Source organism: Flavobacterium sp. (assembly GCF_049318325.1).
GTDB lineage: Bacteria > Bacteroidota > Bacteroidia > Flavobacteriales > Flavobacteriaceae > Flavobacterium.
The window spans coordinates 1-23,791 of record NZ_JBMOGQ010000023.1; the positions used below are offsets into that span (position 1 = coordinate 1).

General features: G+C 33.7%; 23 protein-coding genes and 1 tRNA gene. 16 read left to right on the forward strand and 8 right to left on the reverse strand.

Annotated features, from left to right (window positions below; translation table 11 throughout):
* Both ACOYLP_RS03805 and ACOYLP_RS03810 read left to right on the forward strand, forming a co-directional pair.
* A partial coding sequence (locus ACOYLP_RS03805; RefSeq protein WP_422854848.1) for an LmbE family protein occupies positions 1-2,026 on the forward strand: 2,026 nt, incomplete at its 5' end.
* 112 nt (positions 2,027-2,138) lie between these two features.
* On the forward strand, positions 2,139-3,878 hold the full coding sequence (locus ACOYLP_RS03810) for a sodium:solute symporter (RefSeq protein WP_422854849.1): 1,740 nt from the start codon (positions 2,139-2,141) through the stop codon (positions 3,876-3,878).
* Positions 3,879-3,934: 56 nt separating this feature from the next.
* On the opposite strand, the gene ACOYLP_RS03815 is transcribed toward ACOYLP_RS03810, so the two are convergent.
* Positions 3,935-4,789 (reverse strand): DUF2911 domain-containing protein, encoded by an 855-nt coding sequence (locus ACOYLP_RS03815; RefSeq protein WP_422854850.1) that lies wholly within the window; start codon positions 4,787-4,789, stop codon positions 3,935-3,937.
* Positions 4,790-4,926: 137 nt separating this feature from the next.
* Here ACOYLP_RS03815 and ACOYLP_RS03820 point away from each other — a divergent pair, with 137 nt between their 5' ends.
* The 3 genes from ACOYLP_RS03820 to ACOYLP_RS03830 are packed head-to-tail and all read left to right on the forward strand — an operon-like array spanning position 4,927 to position 7,389.
* Positions 4,927-5,394: an SRPBCC family protein gene (locus ACOYLP_RS03820; protein WP_422854851.1), complete on the forward strand. Its 468-nt coding sequence runs from the start codon at positions 4,927-4,929 to the stop codon at positions 5,392-5,394.
* A gap of 4 nt (positions 5,395-5,398) precedes the next feature.
* Entirely contained in the window at positions 5,399-6,097 is a 699-nt protein-coding gene (locus tag ACOYLP_RS03825) for an SDR family NAD(P)-dependent oxidoreductase (RefSeq protein ID WP_422854852.1), read from the forward strand.
* Between the two features lie 5 nt (positions 6,098-6,102).
* On the forward strand, positions 6,103-7,389 hold the full coding sequence (locus ACOYLP_RS03830; RefSeq protein WP_422854853.1) for a cryptochrome/photolyase family protein: 1,287 nt from the start codon (positions 6,103-6,105) through the stop codon (positions 7,387-7,389).
* On the opposite strand, the gene ACOYLP_RS03835 is transcribed toward ACOYLP_RS03830, so the two are convergent.
* From ACOYLP_RS03835 to ACOYLP_RS03845, 3 genes are read right to left on the reverse strand one after another with little or no spacing between them, the layout of a single operon-like run.
* A complete protein-coding gene (locus ACOYLP_RS03835) occupies positions 7,386-8,042 on the reverse strand; it encodes an HAD family hydrolase (protein ID WP_422854854.1) in 657 nt (218 codons plus the stop codon). The two genes, ACOYLP_RS03830 and ACOYLP_RS03835, sit on opposite strands and share 4 nt — an antisense overlap.
* Positions 8,043-8,058: 16 nt before the next feature.
* Positions 8,059-8,814 carry a tRNA threonylcarbamoyladenosine dehydratase gene (locus ACOYLP_RS03840; protein ID WP_422854855.1) on the reverse strand — a complete coding sequence of 252 codons (756 nt, stop codon included), beginning with the start codon at positions 8,812-8,814 and terminating at the stop codon, positions 8,059-8,061.
* 52 nt (positions 8,815-8,866) lie between these two features.
* Positions 8,867-9,523, reverse strand: a complete 657-nt coding sequence (locus ACOYLP_RS03845) for a TatD family hydrolase (protein ID WP_422854856.1) — start codon at positions 9,521-9,523, stop codon at positions 8,867-8,869.
* An 83-nt stretch (positions 9,524-9,606) separates the two neighbouring features.
* Between ACOYLP_RS03845 and ACOYLP_RS03850 the strand changes: the two genes are divergently transcribed.
* The 6 genes from ACOYLP_RS03850 to ACOYLP_RS03875 all read left to right on the forward strand — a co-directional run bounded on the left by ACOYLP_RS03850 (position 9,607) and on the right by ACOYLP_RS03875 (position 14,570).
* Complete coding sequence (locus tag ACOYLP_RS03850) at positions 9,607-10,830, forward strand: MDR family MFS transporter (RefSeq protein ID WP_422854857.1); 1,224 nt, start codon at positions 9,607-9,609, stop codon at positions 10,828-10,830.
* A 137-nt stretch (positions 10,831-10,967) separates the two neighbouring features.
* Positions 10,968-11,327: a BlaI/MecI/CopY family transcriptional regulator gene (locus ACOYLP_RS03855; protein WP_422854858.1), complete on the forward strand. Its 360-nt coding sequence runs from the start codon at positions 10,968-10,970 to the stop codon at positions 11,325-11,327.
* Between the two features lie 49 nt (positions 11,328-11,376).
* The gene (locus ACOYLP_RS03860) at positions 11,377-13,266 is read left to right on the forward strand and encodes a M56 family metallopeptidase (RefSeq protein ID WP_422854859.1); all 1,890 of its coding nucleotides are present in this window, start codon (positions 11,377-11,379) and stop codon (positions 13,264-13,266) included.
* Between the two features lie 81 nt (positions 13,267-13,347).
* The gene (locus ACOYLP_RS03865; RefSeq protein WP_422854860.1) at positions 13,348-14,232 is read left to right on the forward strand and encodes a hypothetical protein; all 885 of its coding nucleotides are present in this window, start codon (positions 13,348-13,350) and stop codon (positions 14,230-14,232) included.
* 57 nt (positions 14,233-14,289) lie between these two features.
* The gene (locus ACOYLP_RS03870; RefSeq protein WP_422854870.1) at positions 14,290-14,439 is read left to right on the forward strand and encodes an SsrA-binding protein; all 150 of its coding nucleotides are present in this window, start codon (positions 14,290-14,292) and stop codon (positions 14,437-14,439) included.
* A gap of 57 nt (positions 14,440-14,496) precedes the next feature.
* Positions 14,497-14,570 (forward strand) — tRNA-Arg (locus tag ACOYLP_RS03875).
* 160 nt (positions 14,571-14,730) lie between these two features.
* Here the strand turns inward: ACOYLP_RS03875 and ACOYLP_RS03880 are convergent.
* A complete protein-coding gene (locus tag ACOYLP_RS03880; RefSeq protein ID WP_422854861.1) occupies positions 14,731-16,194 on the reverse strand; it encodes a magnesium chelatase in 1,464 nt (487 codons plus the stop codon).
* Between the two features lie 101 nt (positions 16,195-16,295).
* Complete coding sequence (locus tag ACOYLP_RS03885) at positions 16,296-17,414, reverse strand: vWA domain-containing protein (protein WP_422854862.1); 1,119 nt, start codon at positions 17,412-17,414, stop codon at positions 16,296-16,298.
* 178 nt (positions 17,415-17,592) lie between these two features.
* Between ACOYLP_RS03885 and ACOYLP_RS03890 the strand changes: the two genes are divergently transcribed.
* Positions 17,593-18,165 carry a pentapeptide repeat-containing protein gene (locus ACOYLP_RS03890; RefSeq protein ID WP_422854863.1) on the forward strand — a complete coding sequence of 191 codons (573 nt, stop codon included), beginning with the start codon at positions 17,593-17,595 and terminating at the stop codon, positions 18,163-18,165.
* A gap of 21 nt (positions 18,166-18,186) precedes the next feature.
* On the opposite strand, the gene ACOYLP_RS03895 is transcribed toward ACOYLP_RS03890, so the two are convergent.
* Positions 18,187-18,780, reverse strand: coding sequence for a tRNA-(ms[2]io[6]A)-hydroxylase (locus tag ACOYLP_RS03895; protein ID WP_422854864.1), 594 nt, complete (start codon positions 18,778-18,780; stop codon positions 18,187-18,189).
* 111 nt (positions 18,781-18,891) lie between these two features.
* The gene (glyA, locus tag ACOYLP_RS03900) at positions 18,892-20,166 is read right to left on the reverse strand and encodes a serine hydroxymethyltransferase (RefSeq protein WP_422854865.1); all 1,275 of its coding nucleotides are present in this window, start codon (positions 20,164-20,166) and stop codon (positions 18,892-18,894) included.
* Positions 20,167-20,276: 110 nt separating this feature from the next.
* Between glyA and fahA the strand changes: the two genes are divergently transcribed.
* From fahA to ACOYLP_RS03920, 4 genes are all read left to right on the forward strand, one after another.
* Positions 20,277-21,560, forward strand: coding sequence for a fumarylacetoacetase (gene fahA, locus ACOYLP_RS03905; RefSeq protein WP_422854871.1), 1,284 nt, complete (start codon positions 20,277-20,279; stop codon positions 21,558-21,560).
* A 70-nt stretch (positions 21,561-21,630) separates the two neighbouring features.
* Positions 21,631-22,713, forward strand: coding sequence for a glycine cleavage system aminomethyltransferase GcvT (gcvT, locus tag ACOYLP_RS03910; RefSeq protein WP_422854867.1), 1,083 nt, complete (start codon positions 21,631-21,633; stop codon positions 22,711-22,713).
* A 79-nt stretch (positions 22,714-22,792) separates the two neighbouring features.
* A complete protein-coding gene (locus ACOYLP_RS03915) occupies positions 22,793-23,503 on the forward strand; it encodes a YebC/PmpR family DNA-binding transcriptional regulator (protein WP_422854868.1) in 711 nt (236 codons plus the stop codon).
* 94 nt (positions 23,504-23,597) lie between these two features.
* On the forward strand, positions 23,598-23,750 hold the full coding sequence (locus tag ACOYLP_RS03920) for a hypothetical protein (RefSeq protein WP_422854869.1): 153 nt from the start codon (positions 23,598-23,600) through the stop codon (positions 23,748-23,750).
* The last annotated feature ends 41 nt before the right edge of the window (positions 23,751-23,791 follow it).

Consider the following 23,791-nt stretch of genomic DNA (forward strand, 5'->3'; position numbering starts at 1 on the left):
TGATCATCGCTCTCCGGGTACAACTCACGGTCATCATACATCATCTGCTATGTTGAGCTATGAAGCTTTTGACAAAGTAAACGATGCTGGAATTTTTCCAAATCAGTTGCAGTACACGACCACTTGGCAACCCAAACGATTGTTTTTTAATACTTCATGGTGGTTTTATGGTAGCAAAGAAAAATTTGATGCTGCCGATAAAAGTAATTTATGCAAACTGCAAATTGGAACTTATTATCAATCATTAGGCAAATCTAATCAGGAAATTGCAGCTCTTAGTAGAAGTCGTCACCAATCACAGGGTTTTGGTTCTACAGGAACTCGAGGCGAAGATGAAGAATATTTAGAATTTCTAAAAGGTGATACACCAAAAGACAAAACCAATATTTTTGATGGCATCGACACAACTTGGAACCGATTAAAAGATGGGAAAGAAATTGGAGTCGTACTGGCTAATGTAGAAAAAAACTTTGATTTTAAAAATCCCGCTGCTTCAATTCCAGAGTTGGTTAAAGCTTACGATTTAATTCAAAATATAGAAGACAAACATTGGAAATATATCAAGTCTGAAGAAATAAAAAAAATAATTGCTGGTTGTGCCGGTTTGTATTTTGAAGCTGTCACTGAAAATCAGGAAGTAACTCAGGGAAGTACAATAAAAGTTAAGTTGGAAGCTATTAACCGAAGTATCATTCCAATGAAATGGATAGGTGCAGATTCTTATCCCGAAAATGAATTTGATTTTAGAACATTAGACTTAAAATACAATGTTTCCAATACGAATGAGATAAAACTAAATCTTCTTGCCAATAAAATCAATTATACAAATCCTTATTGGTTAAACCAAAAAGGAACTGAAGGCATGTATAAAGTAGATAACCAAGAAAATATTAGTATTCCTGATGTGTTACGCCAAGTAAAAGTTATTTTTTGGATTAAAATTAATGGGGTTGTAATTCCTTTCGAACGCAACGTAATTCACAAATATAATGATGATGTTCAAGGAGAAGTTTACCAACCTTTAGATATAGTTCCTATAGTGACTTCTAGTTTTGCTGAGAAAGTTTATATTTTCAACAACGATAGAGATAAAACGATTACTGTAAAAGTGAAAGCGGGTAAAGATAACATAAACGGGAATATAAAACTTGAACTGCCAGAAAGTTGGCAAGTTTCACCAATAGAAATCCCTTTTACGATTGATAAAAAGGGACAGGAAGTAGAAGCTATTTTTAGCGTTTCTCCATCCAAAGAAGCCACAGAAATAACAATAAAAAGTATTGTAACTGTTGACGGGCAAGAGTATAATTTAAACAAAATTGACATCAACTATCCACATATTTACAAACAAATGGTGCTAAAACCTGCTGAAGCTAAAGCAATCCGTTTGAAAATTAAAACTAAAAATGAAAAGATTGTCTACATCATGGGTGCCGGAGATGAAGTTCCAAAAAGCTTAATACAAATGGGCTATGAAGTTGATATACTAAAACCGGATGAAATTACTACTGAAAAACTTGAAAACTATGATGTTGTTATGACCGGAATTCGTGCCTATAACGTTGTAAACTCATTAGCTTATAAACAAAATCTTCTATTGGATTTCGTAAAAAACGGCAAAACCATGATTGTGCAATACAATACCTCAGACGATTTGGTTACCAAAGATATATCACCATTTCCATTAAAAATTTCGCGTGACAGGGTTACCGAAGAAAATGCTGAAGTCCGTTTTTTAAATCCGAAACATCCTGTATTGAATTATCCCAACAAAATCAGTATTGAAGATTTCAAAGACTGGAGACAAGAGCAGGGATTATATTATCCAAACGAATGGGATGATGCCTTCACTCCTATTCTTTCATCCAACGACAAAGGAGAAAAACCAAAAAACGGAGCGCTGTTAATTGCTAAATATGGCAAAGGGAATTATATATACACTGGCTTAAGCTTCTTCAGAGAATTACCTGAAGGTGTTTCGGGTGCTTTCAGATTATTGGCAAACATTATCGCAATAGGTAAATAAAATGGAAAACAAAAAAACAACGGCTTGGAAAAACAGTTACACTTGGGTTTTAGTAATTAATGCTATATATATTATTATCTTCTTTATACTAATGCAACTATTCTTTTAAGCCATGCAACAACTGGACTGGATTGTTTTATCTGTAACACTTTTATTTATTGTTTTCTATGGTGTTTATAAAACCAAAGGGAGCAAAAATGTGGAAGACTATATTTTGGGCAACAAGGAAACTCCCTGGTGGACAGTTGGTCTTTCTGTTATGGCAACCCAAGCCAGCGCGATAACCTTTCTTTCAACACCGGGTCAAGCCTATCATGACGGAATGGGATTTGTGCAATTCTATTTTGGTTTACCCATAGCAATGGTGGTCATCTCAATGACTTTTATTCCGATATATCACAAACTAAAAGTATTTACCGCTTATGAATATCTCGAGCAACGATTTGATTTAAAAACACGTTCGTTAACTGCCATTTTATTTCTTGTTCAAAGAGGTTTGGGAACCGGTTTAACTATTTATGCACCATCCATTATTTTATCTTCTATTTTGGGATGGAATTTAACCATGCTCAATATTATCATTGGAATTTTGGTTATCATTTACACTTTTTCCGGTGGAACCAAAGCCGTTAATGTTACCCAAAAACAACAGATGTTTATTATCATGTTAGGCATGTTTATTACCTTCTTCTTGATATTGTATTTGTTGCCAAATGACATGACGTTCTCCAATGCAATGCATATTGCGGGTGCTAACGACAAAATGAACATACTAGACTTCTCTTTTGATCCTGAAAATCGATATACTTTTTGGAGCGGAATAACAGGTGGATTTTTCCTGATGCTTTCCTATTTTGGTACCGACCAATCACAAGTAGGACGTTATTTATCCGGAAAATCAGATAGAGAAAGTCAAATGGGTTTAATCATGAATGGCTTCCTTAAAGTGCCAATGCAATTCTTTATTTTATTGACCGGAGTAATGGTTTTTGTTTTTTTTCAATTCAATCCAGTGCCACTTAATTTCAATCCAGTAAATAAAATAGCTATTGAAAAATCAAAATATGCAAGCGAATATCATTCACTTGAAAAACAATTAGCACAATTATCAGAAGAAAAGAAAGAGTTCAACCTACTATATATCGACCATTTAAATCAGAACTATGACAATCCAATTTTGAGAAAAAAACTAATCTCACTTTCTGGAAAAGAAAAAGATTTGCATGACGAAGCCAAAGTAATCATAAGCAAAGTAGATAATAAAGCGGAAACTAATGATAAAGATTATGTTTTTATTTATTTCATTTTGCACTATTTACCATCGGGCTTAATCGGACTTTTACTGGCAGTTATTTTCTCTGCTGCTATGTCTTCTTCTGCTTCCGGGCTAACAGCGTTGGCTTCCACAACTGCTATAGATATCTATAAGCGAAATATCAAAAAAGAAAAATCGGAAAAACATTTTGTGAATGCTACTAAATATTTCACGTTGCTTTGGGGTGTAATTGCTATTGCCTTTGCCTGCGTAGGTACCTTATTTGAAAACCTAATTCAGTTGGTCAATATTGTAGGTTCCATTTTCTACGGAACTGTTTTAGGTGTATTTTTAGTGGGTTTTTATATCAAGTTTGTAAAAGCAAATGCTATTTTCTATAGCGCGGTTATTAGTCAAATAACCATATTTTTCATTTACTATTATACAATTCATATCTATCCTACAGGTCAGGAAAAGTTAGGCTATTTATGGTTGAATTTTATTGGTGCTTCTCTAACGATCATTTTATCTATACTTTCTCAATTTGTCATAAAGGGAAACAAAAAGTTATTGCACAATAATGCAGATCAATTTTAATCAAAAAAAAATATCCAAATCATAAGGTGTATAATTTGGATATTTGTAATTAGTATTTATTTTTTACTCCATTCTTTTATACTATCGTTATTCATTTTAACATAGTCATTGTTTTTAGCTTTTTCTGCACCAGCTTTAGATAATTTTGCGGTAGAAATAGCTCCAACTTTATCGCCGAGTTTGGCCTGAATTAGAGACTTTTGACGTAATTGCCAAAAAGGTATATCATCACCTGGTTTTACCATTGAAATTGCTTTGTTAACATATTCCAATGCCTTATTCAAATCTCCGTTAGATTGAAAAAAATAAACTCCAGATGAGTAATAATCAGCTGCTGTTGGTCCAGCTAAGGTCTTCTCTATACTTGCCATAGCAGTTTTTTTAGTTGGAACTTCAAACTTCACTGAGGCCATAGTTTTTTCCCAAGCAATATCTATAGTTGCACTATCATTAGTTAAGTTACCAACAGAAATTGTAAACGATTCTACTGCATTATTTAAAGCAACAGGATCAACGTTAACCAAAACAGCTACTTTATTAGCGTCCCAAACTTCAGGTGTTCCCCAATTATCAGTATCTGTATAAAATACCACTTCCCACATATCTACTTTAGGAGTTGTAAATAAAGCATATTTTCCTTTTTTAACATTAGTACCATTGATAATAACATCTTCACTAAAAGAAACCGTAGAATTAGCGTTAGCACCTGTTCTCCAGAGCTCACCAAAAGGAACTAAATCACCAAAAATAATTCTCCCTTTGGCGCTTGGACGATTATAATCTATAGTAACCTCAGTAAGACCAACGACTTGTGTTAATGAAGAATGTGGACTTGGTTGAGGAGTTTTTACTTGTGCATTAAGGACATAACTAGCAATAATAGTTGCTAAAACGAAAATAATTCTTTTCATGTGTTGATTGTTTTAGAAGTTTTCCAAATTTATAAATAGTATAAATTCACGCGTGTTAATAATAACTTAAATATATTTTGTTTACTTTTTTTTGCAAATATATAAACAAAATATAGTACTTTTACAAAAAATAAATAATGAAGATTTACACTTTACATACAAAACAGAATCTACCTATCAGCATAGAAACAGCATGGGAATTTCTTTCTAGTCCAAAGAACTTGAAAATTATCACTCCTGATTATATGGGTTTTAAAACCCTTTCGGGTGATGAAAAAGAGATGTTTGCCGGACAAATAATACAGTACATAGTTACACCGGTTTTGGGAATCCCAATGAAATGGGTAACAGAAATAACACATGTCGTAGATAAAAAATATTTTGTTGATGAACAGCGTTTCGGACCATATGCACTTTGGCATCACAAACATTTTCTAAAAGAAATTCCTGGCGGTGTTGAAATGGAAGATATAGTTGATTATAAAGTACCAATGGGTCTTTTGGGTCAAATGGTACACCCTTTTTTGGTAAAACCAAAACTTAAAGAAATATTTGACTATCGCAGAGCAAAACTAGTTGAACTTTTTGGTGAATTTAAAGAATAATAAAATGAAAAATATATTAATAATAGGCGGGTCTTATGGAATCGGACTGGAATTAGCAAAAGAATTGCAAACGGAAAACAATGTTTTTATTGCTTCTCGAACAAATGAAAACTTATCTAGTTTAGACGTCATTCATATCCCTTTTGATGCAACTACTGATACATTAGACACTTCAATTCTACCGGCAGTCATTGATGGATTGGTATATTGCCCGGGAAGTATTAATTTACGACCATTTCGTGGTTTAAAACTAGAAACATTTGAGAGTGATATGCATATTAATTTCTTTTCAATGGTAAAAGTTATTCAGAGTCTTTTACCACAACTGACTGCTTCTAATCAATCAAGTATTGTTTTATTTAGTTCGGTTGCTGTTAAAATGGGAATGCCTTTTCACACTAGTGTTTCTGCTTCAAAAGGAGCTATTGAAGGATTTGCCAAAGCTTTGGCTGCAGAATATGCACCAAAAATTAGAGTAAACGTTATCGCGCCATCTTTAACCGACACGCCATTGGCAGAGAAATTTTTAAGTAATGAGGAGAAAAGAGAAAAATCAGCGCAACGTCATCCCTTAAAAAGAGTAGGAACTACTGGAGATATAGCACAAATGGCTTGTTTTTTATTAAACGAAAAGAGCTCTTGGATTTCAGGTCAAATTTTTAATGTTGATGGAGGTATGTCTTCATTATTGGTAAATTCATAAAGAAAATGAATATATTTTGGTTTCGACGCGATTTGCGTTTAGAAGATAATGTAGGTCTTTTTCACGCTTTAAATAGTGATGAAGATGTGTTGCCAATATTTATTTTCGATGAAACTATTCTTTCCCAATTATCTAAAGATGATGCGCGTGTTAACTTTATTTATGAACAGTTAGAAAAAATACAAAATCAACTCCAAGCCATTGGAAAATCGTTAGCAGTTTTTCACGGAACTCCTTTTGAAGTCTTTACCAAACTGATTGACGAAAACAAAGTTAAAACAGTTTATACCAATCACGATTACGAACCCTATGCCCGAAAACGCGATTTAGAATTAAACTTGTTATTCAAGGAAAAGAATATCGAATTCAAAACCAGTAAAGACCAAGTTATTTTTGAAAAAAGCGACGTGGTTAAAGATGACGGAACGCCTTATGTAGTCTATACGCCTTACTCAAATAAGTGGAAAGATAACTTTAATAAAACCAAATTAACCCATTATAAATCAGAAGATTTACTATATAAAATTACACTTCACGCCTATTCGTTTTTAAGTTTAAGTGATATTGGTTTTGAAAGCTCAAAAATCAAGGTAACACCTTACGATATTTCTAATACTTTAATCGACAATTACGAAGCTACTCGTAATTTTCCTGCTATGAATAAAACCTCTTATCTCGGAATTTATCTCAGATTTGGTGCTGTTTCCATTCGGAAGATGGTTGCCAAAGCAATCGAAAGTAAAAATGAGACCTTTTTAAAAGAATTGATTTGGCGTGAGTTTTTCATGCAAATCCTTTGGCATTTTCCACACACTATAAATTCAAGTTTTCGTCCAAAATATGATGAAATCAAATGGGAAAACAATGAAGAATTATTCCAAAATTGGTGTGAAGGTAAAACAGGCTATCCTTTTGTAGATGCAGGAATGCGTGAACTTAATGCTACTGGGCATATGCATAATCGGGTACGAATGATAGTGGCAAGTTTCCTATGTAAACATTTATTAATTGATTGGCGTTGGGGAGAAGCGTATTTTGCTACCAAACTTTTAGATTACGAACAATCGAGCAATGTGGGCAACTGGCAATGGGCAGCCGGAAGTGGCGTTGATGCAGCACCTTATTTTAGAATATTCAATCCAACGGAACAAATCAAGAAATTTGATAAAGACTTAATCTACATCAAAAAATGGATACCAGAGATGAATTCTTTAGATTATCCAACTCCAATTGTAGATCATAAAGAAGCAAGGGAAAAATGCTTGAGAGTTTACAAAGCAGCTGTGGGCTAATTTAGATTTTTTATTTTTGTATAACTCAACTCCTTAAAATCTGTTATGACAACATCTGCAAGTGAATAGTCTTGTAATTTAGAATGAAAACTGTCATAACCAATACAATATATTCCGGCGGATTTAGCTGCCATTATACCATTTGTGCTGTCTTCTATCACTATGCAGTTTTCAACGGGTGTATTGGCTAATTCAGCAGCTTTTAGAAAAATAGCAGGATGCGGTTTAGATTTTGGAAAATCCTCACCCGAAACTATTTGAGTAAAGTACTTATGTAATCCAAAACGATTAAAAATCCTATTAATAGTTACGGTTGCTGAGGAAGAAGCTAAGATCAACTGCATTCCGTTATCATACAAATCTTTGATTAAATCCTCCACACCAACCAACAAATATAAATCTTCTTTTTTGTCAAAGGCATCATTAAACAAGTTACGTTTTGTTTCAACTAAGGTTGCAACATCTTCATCGAGATTAAATTGAATCTTTAATCGTTCAAAAATATTCTTAGTCGAATTACCTGTAAACGAAGCATACATTTCAGGATTAACTTCGATATTGAGAAGTTTAAAATGTTGGTTATAGGCATAGTGATGAACAGGTTCTGTGTCTACAATAACACCGTCCATATCGAAGATTACGGTTTTAATCATTTGGATAAATTACGAATTACGAATTGTCTGAAAACTGAGACTGCGACTGTAAACTATTCTCTTTCTTCAACAAATACCTAATCACAGTCTCTGCAGCATACAAACCAAAAAGACAAGGCATATAACTGTTCGTGCCGTAAAAAGATCTTTTGTAATTGGTACCATCAGTCATTTTCAAACTACTAGAATCCTGTATTTCTGAAGAATACACTACTTTCAATTTGTCTATATGGATTTTTTTCAATCGCTTTCTTATAGTCTTCGCTAAATGACAATGCGCAGTATTCTTTATATTGGCAACTTTTACTTTCGAAGCATCCATCTTTCCTCCCGCTCCCATACTCGAAATTACTTTAACACGTTTTCTTTTGCAAGCAGCAATCAGGTTTAGTTTTGGTGTAACACTATCGATACAATCTAACACATAATCAAAATCGGGAGTAACAATTTCTAATGAGCGTTCAGGAGAAAGGAATTCTTCTACACGAGTTAAGTTCAATTCTGGATTAATATCCATCAATCTATCGCCAACAACATGTACTTTTGGTAAGCCAACTGTAGAATGTAAGGCAGGCAATTGTCGATTGATATTTGTAATATCTACTACATCACCATCAACAATAGTTAAATTTCCAACTCCGGCACGTGCCAAAAACTCTGCTGCAAAGGATCCAACTCCACCGAGTCCAACAACCAATACTTTAGCATTTTTTAAATTATTTAAACCTTCAGTTTTAAATAAAAGCGCTGCTCTTTCTTGCCATTTTGCCATTTTAAAATATCATTTAAGAAGTGGCAAAAATAAGCAAAATTAAGCAATGAATTTAATCGATTTTTAGTCTAAAAACTTTCTCCCAATTGGCTCTTACCAAAGCTTGCATTTCCGCTAAAGTGAAACCTTTATATAATGCAGCCAAATCATAAACTTCTTTCAAAGTTTCTTCCATGGTATCGGTTTCAAGGAAGAATTTGTCGTTTGGTATAGATTGAAAGACTTCTTTTAATTCAGGGTTTCGAAGTAAGTATTTTCCAAAAGACAGATAAAACCCATTTGCAATCAATTGTTTTGCTACTTGTTTGTTTTTAGAATACCCGTGAATAATTATAGGTACTGAAATCTTTAATTGTTTTTTTATTTCTATTAATTCGTCAATTGCCCCCACCAAATGTAGTAAAAGTGGTTTTTGATATTTCTCCGCTAAAGCTATTTGCTTTTCAAAAACATCAATTTGGAAAGTCATTGGAACTTCAATACGTTTGTCCAATCCGCATTCACCTAGCGCCAAACATTCTTCTAACTTCAACTTATCTTCTATCGTTTTTAAATCACTTTCCAATCGCTCCTTATTGATATACCAGGGGTGAATACCAATGGAAAAGTGCGGAATAGAGCAGTCAAATTCCCAAGGGTATTGATTAACCAATTCAAAAATGGCAGCATTTTTTGTGAATTTGTGCGTATGTAAATTAAAAAACTGCATGTGTAAAAGTAGTGTAAAAGTCTTAAAACCAAAAGTCATAAGTCGATACGAACTTTGTAAATTTACAAACCTATAATTAGTTTATGCTTAAAACTGCTTTTCATCGCTATATTAATAACTTCAGAGGATTTACAAGAGAGATTTGGATTCTAACATTCATCACTTTCATCAATCGTGCTGGGACAATGGTGTTGCCTTTTTTATCAAAATATTTAAAGGAAGATTTGCATTTTAGTTATAGTCAAGTGGGTTGGATTATGGTTTTTTTTGGAAGTGGTTCTATAATTGGATCATGGCTTGGCGGCAAACTCTCAGATAAAATTGGTTTTTATAAAATCATGATTTTTAGTTTGTTTACAACAGGAATTTTACTTTTTTGCATTCAATTCATTACTAGTTTTGTAGGGCTTTGCATAGGTATGTTTGTACTAATGATTATTGCCGATATGTTTCGCCCGGCCATGTTTGTGTCTATTGGTGCTTATGCCAAACCCGAAAACAGAACACGTGCACTAACTTTAGTCCGACTAGCCATCAATCTTGGCTTTGCTGCCGGACCTGCTTTGGGCGGATTAATTATTATGACTATTGGCTACAATGGATTGTTTTGGGTAGATGGTGGTACTTGTATTATTGCCATTTTATTTTTTTGGATTAAGGTAAAAGAAAAGAAAAAAACAGCATATCGCGATAAAGCTCATCCAGGTGAAGTATTGACACATTCCGTATTTAAAGACAAGCCGTTCTGGATTTTTCTCTTTAGTTGTATGGTTTCGGGCGTCTTGTTTTTCCAAATATTCACCACAATTCCTTTATACCACAAAGAGCAATTTAATTTGACCGAATTTAAAACGGGCTTACTTTTAACATTGAATGGTTTAATCATTTTCTTCATGGAAATGCCGCTTGTAAGCTATGTAGAACGTAATAATATAAGCAAAGTAAAAGTAGTAGCATTAGGTTGTTTCTTTATGGCTGTCAGTTTATTTCTGATGCTTATTAATACTTGGGCTGGAATATTAATCATTATGATGATGTTTATGACATTTGGTGAAATGTTCGCTTTTCCTTTTTCGAATTCGGTTGCCTTAAGTCGGGCACCAAAAGGTCACGAAGGAAGATATATGGCTATTTACACCATGAGTTTTAGCTTAGCACATATATTTAGTTCCAAAATTGGAATGGAAATTATTGACAATTTTGGCTATCAAATCAACTGGTTTGTTATGGGAACTTTGGGATTACTGGCCACATTAGCCGGTCTTCATGTATTTCGTCTTATTGAGAGAGAAAATAAGATACTGTAAAACAAATATATACATCTATTCCTCTACTGCAAAAACTTAAAAAATAGTTAAATAACTATAAATATAGTTTTATAACTAAAAAAATAGTTTTAGGTTTGTTCTATAATTATTACAACTAAGTTTTAAAAGATAGAACTATGCAAAAGTTAACGAACAAGGAAGAAGAAATCATGCAAATATTATGGAAGCTTAAAAAAGCTTTTGTAAAAGAAGTCATGGCCGAAATTACTGAAGAGCAACCTCACTACAATACGCTTTCAACTATTATCAGAAATTTAGAAGAAAAAGGGTTTGTGGGTCATAATGCTTATGGCAATACGCACCAGTACTTCCCTATTGTAAAGATGGAAGATTATAGAAAGCGTTTTATGAATACGGCCATAGATGCTTATTTCAATAGTTCGTATAAGAACTTAGTTTCCTTTTTTGCGGAAGAAGAAAAGATATCGGCAGAGGAATTGAGAGAAATTCTTGAGATAATTGAGAAGAGGAAATAGAAAGGAATAAGGGATAAGGTAATTAATTATCCTACTACAAAAAAAAATTATGGAACAACTTTTCATCTATCTGATTAAATCGAGTGGCTTAATTGCAGTGTTTTATATGGTTTATCATTTCTTGGTGCGCAAAGAAACTTTTTTTACCAGTAATCGTTGGTTTTTGATTGCAGGTTTGTTCACTTCGCTCCTATTGCCTTTGTTTATCATTAAGAAAATTATATATGTTGAAAGACCCAAAGTAAACGTTGCCGACTTGGTGGCGTATACTCCAACTTCATCAAACATTCCTGCAGTGGAAACATTCGATTGGATGCAATTGATTTGGGTTAGTTATATCCTAATTGCTGCGTTATTAGTCATTAAAATTATTTTTAATTTCATTTCGCTCTACATAATGCTTTACCAACAGCAAAAAATTAAAAATGAACAATTTATCTTAGTTGACTTAAATCATGAAATTGCTCCTTTTTCGTTCTTTAACTATATTGTATACAATTCTAATTTGTATTCACAAGAGGAGTTACAAAGTATCTTGTTGCATGAAAAAATCCATAGTCAAGAGTTTCATTCTTTTGATGTGATGCTAGCCAAATTATTTTCTATAGTGTTTTGGTTTAATCCGTTTGTTTGGCTTTATAAAAAAGCCATTATCCAAAACCTAGAATATATTGCTGACCAAAAAGCAGTAGCACAGTTGCAAGACCCCAAAGTATATCAAAGAGCATTACTAAAAGTAGTTATTAATCAGAACTGTTTAGCTATCACTAATAATTTTTATCAATCATTAATCAAAAAACGAATCGTTATGTTGAACAAAAATCAATCCAACAAAAGAAACTTATGGAAGTACGCCCTTGTTATACCTAGTTTAATTTGCTTCGTCTTATTGTTTCAAATTAAGACCATTGCTCAGCAAAAAGAAAAAACAACTATAACTAAACATACAGAAACACATCAAGGTGCTGATATTACTTTTGACTCAAAAGAAACCGACAAATTTTTAAAGACACTAAAAAATGTATTTAAAGAAGAAAAGATTGTAACCGAAGTTTCTAAAATAAAAAGAAATTCAACTGGAGAAATTACTGGAATATGCATCAAAATGAAATGCGAAGATGGTAGAGAAAAAGAATTAAAGATTAACCAAAGTACACCAATAGATCAAATCTTTATTTATACCAATAGATTGGAAAATGGCTTGTTTGATTTTGGCGCAAAACATGTTTCCAATGATGAAATTAGATACATTAGAAATATGGCTAACAGAAAAAGACATGGCATTTATGAGCCAAATAACAGCGAAGCTGTCTATGCCGTGAACGTTAATGACAGTCTTGATGTGACTGGTAACTTTGATTTCAATTTTGACATCGACATGAAAGCTCCAGATGCAAATGAAGCAACTGGAGCGTCTGAGAATCCTGAAATTGCTGAAGTTACAGATGTTTCAGAAGTAGCTGAGATGAATGATAAAATCTCAAAAATAATAGTTAGAAAAAATGTTGATAAGCCTTTAGTTATTATTAATGGAAAAGTAATTACAGATGACAAAACCATAAAAGAAACTATGAAGAATTTATATATTGATGACAATTCATCTTCTTCTGATGGTGGAAAAAAACAAGTTTATATAAATTGGAATGATGCTTTGAAGATAAAAGCAGACGCTATGGCTAAAGCAAAAATTCAAGTAAAACAAATGAAACCTCAAATCAAAAAACAAATCAAAATAGCAAATGGCGATTGGAAAAAGGTCAAAGAAGAAATGGAAAAAGCCAGAAGTGAACAAGAGCAAGCAAGACCAGACATGGAAAAAGCCAAAGCGGAAATGATGCAAGCCAAAGAGGAAATGCTGAAAGCCAAAGCAGAGATGGATGCTACCAGAGCTGAACTTGAAAAAGCCAAAGCTGAGTTGAAAAAGAAAAGCGGGAATTAGTTAAAGAAATTTTAAATCATTTTTACTAAAAAACATCTTTTTATAAGTTTGTTTCACTTAAAAATAAAAACTTATATTCTTATGAAAACAAAATTTAACTTAGTATTGGTAGTCTTCATTATCGCTATAGCTAATGGCTTTTCACAAGACAAAAAACCATTTATTATAAAACAAAATGATGATAAAGGCGATATCGTGATGACTTGGAACGCTAACACACCAGAGCAAGAAATGAAAGACGATATCAAAGCTTTAGGAGAACATGGCGTTTCTATTGCCTATGAAAATGTGAAACGAAATAGCAAAGATCAAATAACTGCTATCAAAGTAACCTATACCGATAGAAAAGGCAACAAAGGCGCACTTGAAATGGACAACCAAAAACCAATCAACACCATCAAATTCTTTAAACAGGGAGAAAATGTTGGCTTTGGCGAACCAAAAAGCAATGACTTTTTATCGAGTGCCAATGGTTTTAGTGGTTTTTCAAATGGACAAAATCCTATGCAATTATTTAATTTTAGTCCAGGAACTACTGATGAAAATGCTAAGTCCTATAGCTTTAGCTTTAGTGATGATAATTCTTCAACAAAGTCGAGAATCTTTATTCAAAAAGATGGTAAAAATCCATTAGTTATAGAAGATGGCAAAGTAGTTCAAGGTGGCGATGACTATACTAAAGAAGAACTAGAGAAAATTCAGAAAAACAAATCAGTAGAACCATCAGATGATGCCTTCCTTAATTTCAATTTTAATGATGAAAGCAATCTAGCGGAGCAAATGAAAAAGATGCAAGAACAACTTAATCAGTTGATGCAAAAACAACAAGATAATAGTCAACCTGAGGAAAACAAAAAGTTGTTACAAGAATCTAAAGAAGAACTCGAGAAAGCCAAAGAAGAACTTAAAAAAGCCAAGGAAGAGTTACAAAAGACTAAATCAACGTTAAAAACTCAAAAAGCCTAATATAATTAAACCGTCACTACGACGGTTTTTTATATTTTTGCATCAAATAAAACTATGATGTATATACTCTTAGCCAAAATCAACAAACTTCTTTTGCCTAGCTTTTCAAAGCAACAATTGGATTTATCCAAAGCCAAGAAATGGCAAATGGCAATTATAGTTTGGCGCTATTATGTCACTACTCGTGCTTTGAAAAGCAAAAAATAAATTAGCTTATTCATTTGTGAATTTAATAGTAATACCTATATTTGCACCCAAAAAAAAGGCCTCGTGGCGCAACTGAATAGCGCATCTGATTACGGCTCAGAAGGTTACTGGTTTGAATCCAGTCGAGGTCACGAATGAATACTAAAATAAGAAAAAAACGCCAAGTTCACTTGAGCGTTTTTTTTGTTTTTAGTATTCTCAAAGCGGAGCTTTGCTGGATGTTGTGAAGCAAAATTCATTTTGTAAAGCGGAGCTATGCTGGAAGTTGTATAGCAAAATTTAGCCAACCAATTATAATTTATTGATATAACTACTATACAAATCTTTAAATTGATAGCCTACTTCTAACCTATCCTTACTTAGTTTATCATATTCAACTAATCCCCAAAGCACAAATTCTTTTAAAAAGTATTTATCTTCGATAGGAATTTGAGGTTGGTATTTTTGGATTAAGTCTTCTAAAGGTTTAACAGCATCCAATTGTATTTTGTAATCTTCATCAGAAGCGTCGTCTAATAATTCAAACCCAGTTTCTGTAAAAAACCATTCTAGGATTTTTGCGTAAGGACTGGCATCAATATCTTTTTCTAACTTCTCAATCTTTGGAAAATAAGCAGGAAAGAAGGTATGAATAGCATCTCCAATCAGATGTTGAGCAACTACTGCCGCACCTTCTTGTTCGCCTTCATAGACTAATTCTACTTTTCCGGTAATGGCTGGTATAATACCCATAAAATCAGATAATCGAACTGTTGTTGCATCTTCACCCGATTTCAATGCACGTCGTTCAGCAGCACTCAATAAATTCTCATAAGCCGTAATCGTCATTCTGGCGCTAACGCCACTTTTGTTGTCAATATACTCGCTTTCACGTGCTTCAAAGGCAATTTGTTCTAATAAATCTTTGGCTAATGATGGCACATAGACTGATTCTGATTGCTGTTTGTCAAGCTTAGCTTCTTGATGTGTGATAGTTCTTGCTACAGCCACGCTTTCGGGGTAATGTGTTAATATTTGAGAACCAATTCTATCTTTTAGAGGAGTTACAATACTTCCGCGATTGGTGTAATCTTCTGGATTTGCCGTAAATACAAATTGCATATCCAAAGGCATCCGCAACTTAAATCCTCGAATTTGTATATCGCCTTCCTGCAATATATTAAACAATGCCACTTGAATTCTTGCTTGTAAATCAGGTAATTCATTAATTACAAAAATACAGCGATTGGCTCTTGGTATCATTCCGAAATGAATCACTCTATCATCGGCATATGACAATTTTAAATTAGCCGCTTTTATGGGATCAACATCACCAATTAAATCAGCAACAGTAACATCGGGCGTTGCTAACTTTTCTGAAAAGCGTTCGCTTCTATGCAACCAAGAAATTGGAGTTGCATCTCCTTTTTCTGCAATCAAATCTTTAGCAAATCGAGAAATTGGATTTAGTGGATCGTCATTAATCTCGGAACCTTCGACTACTGGAATGTATTCATCTAACAATTCGATCATCTTTCTCGCCAATCGTGTTTTAGCTTGCCCACGAAGACCAAGTAAATTAATATTATGGCGTGATAAAATAGCGCGTTCTAGTTCTGGAATTACAGTATTCTCAAATCCGTGAACACCTACAAATGTTGGTTGTCCTGATTTTATTTTTGCTCTAAGATTATCTCTCAACTCGTCTTTGATACTTCTTGAAATGTATCCTGACTTTTTTAATTCTGCTAATGTTGTTATGTTTTCTATTTTCATTTTTTTTATTTAATCGCAAAGAGCGCTAAGTTTAACGCAAAGTTCGCTATGTGTTTAATTTAACTTGCTTCTTTTCTCTATTATCTATTATCTACTCTATCCTATTTAATCTTCTTCTTTCTATTGGTTTCGTAATCTTCAAAAATCATTTCGCCTAATCCTTTTAAACCTGTATAAAAAGCTTTTCCTTGATTAGCTTCTGTAAAACGGTTGACGAATTTTTGAAGATATGGATCATTGGCAATCATAAAGGTTGTTATTGGAATGTGCAATTTTCGCGCTTGTGCAGCTTGATTGTAGCATTGCTCAACAATGTATTCATCAAGTCCATTACTATTCATATAATATTCTCCATTTTTTTCGCGAACACAACTAGGTTTGCCATCGGTAATCATGAAAATTTGTTTGTTGGTATTTCGTTTTCTGCGAAGCATGTCCATTGCTAATTGAAGTCCAGCAACTGTATTGGTATGATAAGGACCAACTTTTAAATAAGGTAAATCTTTAATAGCAATTGGCCAAGCATCGTTTCCAAAAACCAAAATATCAATCGTATCTTTTGGATAACGTGTAGTGATTAATTCTGCTAAAGCCATGGCTACTTTTTTGGCAGGTGTAATTCTATCTTCACCATATAAAATCATACTGTGGCTAATGTCAATCATCAAAACGGTACTCATTTGAGCTTTGAATTTCGATTCTTCCACTACCAAATCATTTTCAGTTAATCTAAATTCTTCAGAACCATTATTTATTTGGGCATTTTTCAAACTTTCAGTTAAAGAAATACTTTCCAAACTATCTCCAAAATGATATTCTCTAAAATCCCCAGTTTGCTCATCCCCACTTCCCGAATATTTAGTTTTATGATTACCATTTCCTGATCGCTTAAGATTACCAAATATTTGGTCTAAAGCTTGTTGCCTTATGGCACGTTCTGTTTTTGCTGTTATACCAGTTCCCGAAGTTCCATCGTCTTTAAGCTCCTCTCTGATATATCCTTTTTTCTTTAAATCTTCAATAAAGTCTTCAATAGTATAACTAGAATCTGTGAGTTTGTATTCTACGTCTAATTGTCGCAGCCAATCAATAGCTTCCTCAAAATCACCTGAGGTATGGGTGATTAATTCTTTGAAAATTTCAAATAATTTATCAAAAGGGGATTGAAATGGTGCCTCGTATTTTTTGAATAAAAATCCTTTTTTCATGTTCTTTTCCATATTTTATAAAAATACTATATAAACTTTATAATGGGTATAGAACGACTATTAATTTTAAGTTAAAGTCTAATTCATCTTTAGTTGAGTTTATTGTACATAAAAAAATAACTTAATGTGTTTCTATAATTAGATCGCTAACCAAATAAATTATTTAGTTTTACAGACTTTAAAAACATTTATGTCCTCCGATTATATACTTGACGAAAAATTTGAAGACATCTTCTTTCTAGAAGCGGATATCAAATATAAAGAATATGAAAACTGCAGTTTTCACCACTGTGATTTTACCGATTGTACTTTTCAAACCGTAACTTTTATTGATTGCAATTTCTTTGATTGTAATTTTAAGGATACCAAAATAAACTACGTATCATTACGTGGAGTTCAGTTTACTAAATGTGATTTTACTGCTGTTAATTTCGCGATGACAGACCAAGTTATCTATGAGTTTAACTTCAAAGATTGCCTATTGGATTATGCCAAATTCTATGCTTTGAAATTGAAGAAAATGCAGTTTATCAATTGCAGCATGATTTCGGTAGATTTTATGTCTAGTGATTTAACCGAAGCGATATTTGATAATTGCAATCTAAGAAGAGCTGTTTTTATTGATACTATTGCTAATAAAACTGATTTTTACACCAGTTATGATTATACTATCGACCCTGAAAAAAACAAGCTAAAGAAAGCCGTTTTCTCAGTAGATGGATTGAAAGGACTTTTGGAAAAGTACGATTTAGTTGTAAAGTAATTTGTAATTTATCAAAAGATTTTAACCGTGAATGGTTTCTTTATTACCATAATTAGCAATCACTTGTGCTTCGAAAGCAATCCACTCACGCCAACGTTTTTCAACATCGATGCCGGTTCCATATTTTCGGGCATAAGTAATAAAAGTAGTGTAATGCCCGGCTTCACTTTCCATTAATTCTCTATAGAATTTTGACAATTCTTCATCCTTAATATTTTCGGAAAGCACTTTAAAACGCTCACAACTTCTGGCTTCTATCATAGCAGAAAAAAGTAAACGTTCTACCAATCCAGAAACGCGACTTCCATTGTTGCTTCTTTTCATGTATTGGGCTAATTCATTCACGTAATCATCTTTGCGCTCACGACCGAGTTTTAATCCACGTTTTTTTATGATGTCGTGCACCTGTTCAAAATGATCTAATTCTTCTTTGGCCAAAGCCAATAAATCAGTAACCAAATCTTCGTGCTCTGAATTATTGGTAATAATGGTTATCGCATTCGTAGCTGCTTTTTGTTCGCACCAAGCGTGATCGGTGAGAATTTCTTCTATATTTTTCTCAACAATATTTACCCATCTTGGGTCGGTTGGTAATTCTAAACGTAATACTCCCATATATTTAGTCTTAAAGTTGTAAGTTAAAAGTCAAAAAGCCGAAAACCCAAAGAAAATTATTATTTCTTGAAGACTTTCGACTTTATGACATTAAAACTTTTAACTTATTTTTTAGTATACAAAAATGGCTCTTTCGCTCATCATGTCGTTCACTTCGTCTGCGATTTCTTCTAATAATTCATCATTAGTAGCATTTGAAAGTACTCTGTCTATTAAATCTACAATTGTTTCCATGTCGCTTTCTACCAAGCCACGAGTTGTAATTGCCGGTGTTCCCACACGAATTCCGGAAGTTACAAAAGGTGATTTGTCGTCAAACGGCACCATGTTTTTATTAACTGTAATTTCTGCTTTCCCTAAAGCAATTTCAGCATCTTTACCCGAGATTCCTTTATTGCGCAAATCAATCAACATCATGTGATTGTCTGTTCCTCCTGAAATTAAATGATAACCTCTTTTAGCGAATGCAGCAGCCATAGCTTTGGCATTTTTCTGTACCTGCATGGCATAAGTAAAAAACTCATCTGATAATGCTTCTCCAAAAGCAACTGCTTTCGCGGCTATGATATGTTCTAAGGGACCGCCTTGATTTCCGGGAAAAACAGCCATATCTAAAATATGTGACATCATTCTGATTTCGCCTTTTGGTGTAGTCAATCCCCATGGATTTTCAAAATCTTTACCCATCATGATGATTCCACCTCTTGGTCCACGTAAAGTTTTGTGTGTTGTAGTTGTTACTATATGACAATGTGGAATTGGGTCGTTCATCAAACCTTTAGCAATCAAACCCGAAGGATGCGAAATATCTGCTAATAAAAGTGCTCCAACGCTGTCTGCAATTTCTCGGAAACGTTTAAAATCCATATCACGAGAATATGCAGAAGCACCTGCAATAATCATCTTTGGTTGCTCTTTTGTAGCAATTTCTTGGATGGTATCATAATTTAAAACTCCGGTTTCTTTTTCTACACCATAAAATGATGGTGTGTATAATTTTCCTGAAAAATTAACAGGTGATCCGTGTGTCAAGTGTCCTCCATGCGACAAATCAAATCCTAATATTTTATCTCCCGGTTTTAAACAAGCTGCAAAAACTGCTGTGTTGGCTTGAGAACCGGAATGGGGTTGCACATTTACATATTCGGCACCAAAAAGTGCTGCCGCTCTATCTATGGCAATTTGCTCAATTACATCTACTACTTCACAACCTCCATAATATCTTTTTCCAGGATATCCTTCGGCGTATTTATTAGTGAGCACAGAACCCGCTGCTTCCATTACTTGGTCGCTTACAAAGTTCTCTGATGCAATTAGTTCAATTCCGTGAATTTGTCTTTCTTGCTCCTCAAGTATAAGGTCAAAAATTTGTTTGTCGCGTTGCATTTGAAATTATTTCGATTAATTGTGCTCAAAATTACAAAAATGGTTTGGTAAATTAATAGTAAATGATATATTTGATTACTCAATTTTTCAACAAATAATTCAACATGGATATGCCTCAAAACACTAATAATCCCAATAGAAAATCATGGATTGAAGTTCCTAAAAACAGTGATTTCCCAATTCAAAATATTCCATTTGGTGTTTTTTTAACTAAGGAAGATGTTATTACAATAGGAACTCGAATTGGCGATTATGCTATCGATTTGGGAGCTTTGCAGCAATTAAATTATTTTGAAGGAATTGATTTGACAGACGATATGTTCATGCAAGATACTTTGAACGATTTTATTTCGGATGGGAAAAAAACTTGGCGCTTAGTTCGTAACCGAATTGGAGACATTTTCGATAGTAACAATCCTAAACTAAGAGATAATCAAGAACACAGAGATATCATAATCTTCAAAATGGAAGATGTTGAAATGCAACTCCCGGTTTTAATTGGCGATTATACCGACTTTTATTCCAGTAAAGAACATGCTACCAATGTGGGTAAAATGTTCCGCGATCCTGCAAATGCGTTGTTGCCAAACTGGCTTCACATTCCAGTTGGATATCATGGAAGAAGCTCAACCATAGTTCCATCTGGAATTCCAGTTCATCGTCCTATGGGACAAACTTTACCTAATGGAGAAAACTCTCCTGTATTTGGTCCGTCACGTTCCATCGATTTTGAATTAGAAACTGCATTCATTACTACAGATGCTAACATAATGGGTGAAAATATACCAATTAATGAAGCCGAAGATTATATTTTCGGAATGGTTTTGTTAAACGATTGGAGTGCAAGAGATATTCAAAAATGGGAATATGTTCCCCTTGGACCATTCTTAGCAAAAAACTTTGCTTCCTCTATTTCTCCGTGGATTGTGACTATGGATGCTTTAGAGCCCTTTAGAACCAAAGGGCCAAATCAAGAACCAATGCCACTTCCCTACTTGCAACAAAAAGGAAAACATACTTATGATATTCATTTAGAAGTATATATAGAACCCGAAGATGTTGAGCCAACCTTAGTTTCAAAATCTAATTTTAAATATATGTATTGGTCGATGTCGCAACAATTGGCGCATCATACTTCTAACGGTTGCCGGATAAATTCGGGAGACATGATGGGATCCGGGACTATTTCCGGGCCAACTCCTGACAGCTATGGATCAATGCTTGAATTAACCTGGGGCGGAAAAAACCCAATCAAAATGAAGGATGGCTCTGAACGTAAATTTATCAACGATAATGATACTGTAATCATGAAAGGCTATTGTCAAAATAGTTCGATTCGAATTGGATTTGGATCAGTTGAGAGTAAATTATTGCCGCCTTTCGTCAGAAAATAATCCTTCGACATGCTCAGGATGACATGTCGTCAAAACAAACTATATTACAATACAAAGAACACAATCTAAAATGAAAAATACAGCATTAACAAAGGTACACGAAAGTTTAGGAGCCAAAATGGTTCCGTTTGCAGGTTACAATATGTCCGTACAATATGAAGGAGTAAATGCCGAACATGAAACGGTTAGAAATGGTGTTGGCGTTTTTGATGTGTCACACATGGGTGAATTTCTGCTTAGTGGCGAAAATGCTTTAGCATTGATTCAAAAAGTGACTTCCAATGATGCTTCTGTTTTGGAAATCGGTCGCGCACAATATTCGTGTTTGCCAAATAACGAGGGCGGAATTGTAGACGATTTAATCGTTTACCGAATGAAGGAAAATCAATATCTATTGGTTGTAAACGCTTCCAATATAGACAAAGACTGGAATTGGATTACATCACATAATGACTTAGGTGTAGATATGAAAAACATATCCGAAGACTATTCTTTGCTAGCGATACAAGGTCCAAAAGCGGTTGAAGCAATGCAATCCTTAACTTCTATTGATTTATCAGCTATTAAATATTATCATTTTGAAGTGGCTGAATTTGCCGGAGTTCAAGATGTAATTATTTCGGCTACAGGTTATACCGGTTCGGGTGGATTTGAAATTTACTGCAAGAATTCGGATGTAGAACAAATTTGGAATAAAGTTTTTGAAGCAGGTCAACCCTTTGGAATCAAACCAGTTGGTTTAGCAGCTCGTGATACGTTACGTTTGGAAATGGGATTCTGTTTGTATGGAAATGACATTAATGATTCGACTTCACCAATAGAAGCAGGTTTGGGTTGGATAACTAAATTCACTAAAAACTTTACCAATTCTGAAAACCTCAAAAAGCAAAAAGAAGCTGGCGTTACAAAAAAATTGGTTGGTTTTGAATTAATTGTACGTGGTATTCCGCGTCACGATTATGAAATTGTTGATGCTGATGGTAATAACATTGGGATCGTAACTTCGGGAACAATGGCTCCAAGTTTAGGGAAAGGAATCGGAATGGGTTATGTTAAAACTGAATTTTCAGCTATTGATAGCAACATTTATATTCAAATTAGAAATAATAAAGTCGCTGCCAAAGTGGTAAAGCTACCTTTTTACAAAAAGTAAACTCAATTTTTTGAAATTACTTAGGATAAGTTACTTTTGCAATCGATAAAAAAATAAACATAAAATACATTTTTTAGCAATGGGAAGAGCTTTTGAATTTAGAAAAGGACGAAAAATGAAACGTTGGTCTGCCATGGCCAAAGCGTTTACTCGTATAGGAAAAGATATTGTAATGGCCGTAAAAGAAGGCGGACCAAATCCGGAAGCCAATTCCCGTTTGCGTGCTGTTATCCAAAATGCAAAATCGGCTAACATGCCGAAAGAAAACGTGGAGCGTGCTATTAAAAAAGCAACTGATAAAGATACAGCCAACTACAAAGAACAGCTTTTTGAAGGCTATGCTCCACATGGAATTGCACTTTTAATTGAGACAGCTACCGATAACAATAATAGAACTGTTGCAAACATTAGAAGTTATTTCAACAAATGCAATGGTACAATGGGAACGCAAGGTTCGGTAGAATTTATGTTTGATCATACGTGTAATTTCCGTATACCAAATAATAATATTGATATTGAAGAATTAGAATTGGAATTCATCGATTTTGGTGCCGAAGAGATTTTTGCTGACGAAGACGGCATCTTAATATACGCGCCTTTTGAAAGTTTTGGTGCTATTCAAAAAGAATTAGAAAGCCGTGGCATTGAAATCCTTTCTTCAGGATTTGAAAGAATTCCACAAATCACCAAAAAACTAACCGAAACTGAAATGGCTGATGTTGAAAAACTAATTGAAAAAATAGAAGAAGATGATGATGTGATGAATGTGTATCATACCATGGAGGTATAGTTTTCAGTCGCAATTTTTTAGATAATAAGTATATGATAAACGCTGGGCTTTGCTTGGCGTTTTTTTTATCTAAGATTTTATAAAATCTGTAGCAATGAAACATCTAAGTTATTTAATGATAATACTTATGACAGTACCGACAACCGCGGATGAAATCAAAAAGGATGATCATAAGAAGCTAATTATTAAACAACAAAAATTACCATCAAATCCAAAAATTTCCGCACTCGAAAATGGGATTTCCTAACAGCGTTGTTGCTTGAAAAAAAGTAATCGAAGAAAAATGTA

What these genes read in the sequence shown, in the direction of transcription:
- ACOYLP_RS03825 (WP_422854852.1), top strand. Translation starts at nt 5,399, where the DNA reads ATGAAAAATATATTAATAATAGGCGGGTCTTATGGAATCGGACTGGAA.
- ACOYLP_RS03850 (WP_422854857.1), top strand. Translation starts at nt 9,607, where the DNA reads ATGCTTAAAACTGCTTTTCATCGCTATATTAATAACTTCAGAGGATTT.
- ACOYLP_RS03870 (WP_422854870.1), top strand. Translation starts at nt 14,290, where the DNA reads ATGTATATACTCTTAGCCAAAATCAACAAACTTCTTTTGCCTAGCTTT.
- ACOYLP_RS03810 (WP_422854849.1), top strand. Translation starts at nt 2,139, where the DNA reads ATGCAACAACTGGACTGGATTGTTTTATCTGTAACACTTTTATTTATT.
- ACOYLP_RS03890 (WP_422854863.1), top strand. Translation starts at nt 17,593, where the DNA reads ATGTCCTCCGATTATATACTTGACGAAAAATTTGAAGACATCTTCTTT.
- ACOYLP_RS03855 (WP_422854858.1), top strand. Translation starts at nt 10,968, where the DNA reads ATGCAAAAGTTAACGAACAAGGAAGAAGAAATCATGCAAATATTATGG.
- ACOYLP_RS03820 (WP_422854851.1), top strand. Translation starts at nt 4,927, where the DNA reads ATGAAGATTTACACTTTACATACAAAACAGAATCTACCTATCAGCATA.
- ACOYLP_RS03815 (WP_422854850.1), bottom strand. Translation starts at nt 4,789, where the DNA reads ATGAAAAGAATTATTTTCGTTTTAGCAACTATTATTGCTAGTTATGTC.
- ACOYLP_RS03895 (WP_422854864.1), bottom strand. Translation starts at nt 18,780, where the DNA reads ATGGGAGTATTACGTTTAGAATTACCAACCGACCCAAGATGGGTAAAT.
- ACOYLP_RS03885 (WP_422854862.1), bottom strand. Translation starts at nt 17,414, where the DNA reads ATGGAAAAGAACATGAAAAAAGGATTTTTATTCAAAAAATACGAGGCA.
- ACOYLP_RS03920 (WP_422854869.1), top strand. Translation starts at nt 23,598, where the DNA reads ATGAAACATCTAAGTTATTTAATGATAATACTTATGACAGTACCGACA.
- ACOYLP_RS03865 (WP_422854860.1), top strand. Translation starts at nt 13,348, where the DNA reads ATGAAAACAAAATTTAACTTAGTATTGGTAGTCTTCATTATCGCTATA.
- glyA (WP_422854865.1), bottom strand. Translation starts at nt 20,166, where the DNA reads ATGCAACGCGACAAACAAATTTTTGACCTTATACTTGAGGAGCAAGAA.
- gcvT (WP_422854867.1), top strand. Translation starts at nt 21,631, where the DNA reads ATGAAAAATACAGCATTAACAAAGGTACACGAAAGTTTAGGAGCCAAA.
- ACOYLP_RS03915 (WP_422854868.1), top strand. Translation starts at nt 22,793, where the DNA reads ATGGGAAGAGCTTTTGAATTTAGAAAAGGACGAAAAATGAAACGTTGG.
- ACOYLP_RS03845 (WP_422854856.1), bottom strand. Translation starts at nt 9,523, where the DNA reads ATGCAGTTTTTTAATTTACATACGCACAAATTCACAAAAAATGCTGCC.
- ACOYLP_RS03830 (WP_422854853.1), top strand. Translation starts at nt 6,103, where the DNA reads ATGAATATATTTTGGTTTCGACGCGATTTGCGTTTAGAAGATAATGTA.
- ACOYLP_RS03880 (WP_422854861.1), bottom strand. Translation starts at nt 16,194, where the DNA reads ATGAAAATAGAAAACATAACAACATTAGCAGAATTAAAAAAGTCAGGA.
- fahA (WP_422854871.1), top strand. Translation starts at nt 20,277, where the DNA reads ATGCCTCAAAACACTAATAATCCCAATAGAAAATCATGGATTGAAGTT.
- ACOYLP_RS03860 (WP_422854859.1), top strand. Translation starts at nt 11,377, where the DNA reads ATGGAACAACTTTTCATCTATCTGATTAAATCGAGTGGCTTAATTGCA.
- ACOYLP_RS03840 (WP_422854855.1), bottom strand. Translation starts at nt 8,814, where the DNA reads ATGGCAAAATGGCAAGAAAGAGCAGCGCTTTTATTTAAAACTGAAGGT.
- ACOYLP_RS03835 (WP_422854854.1), bottom strand. Translation starts at nt 8,042, where the DNA reads ATGATTAAAACCGTAATCTTCGATATGGACGGTGTTATTGTAGACACA.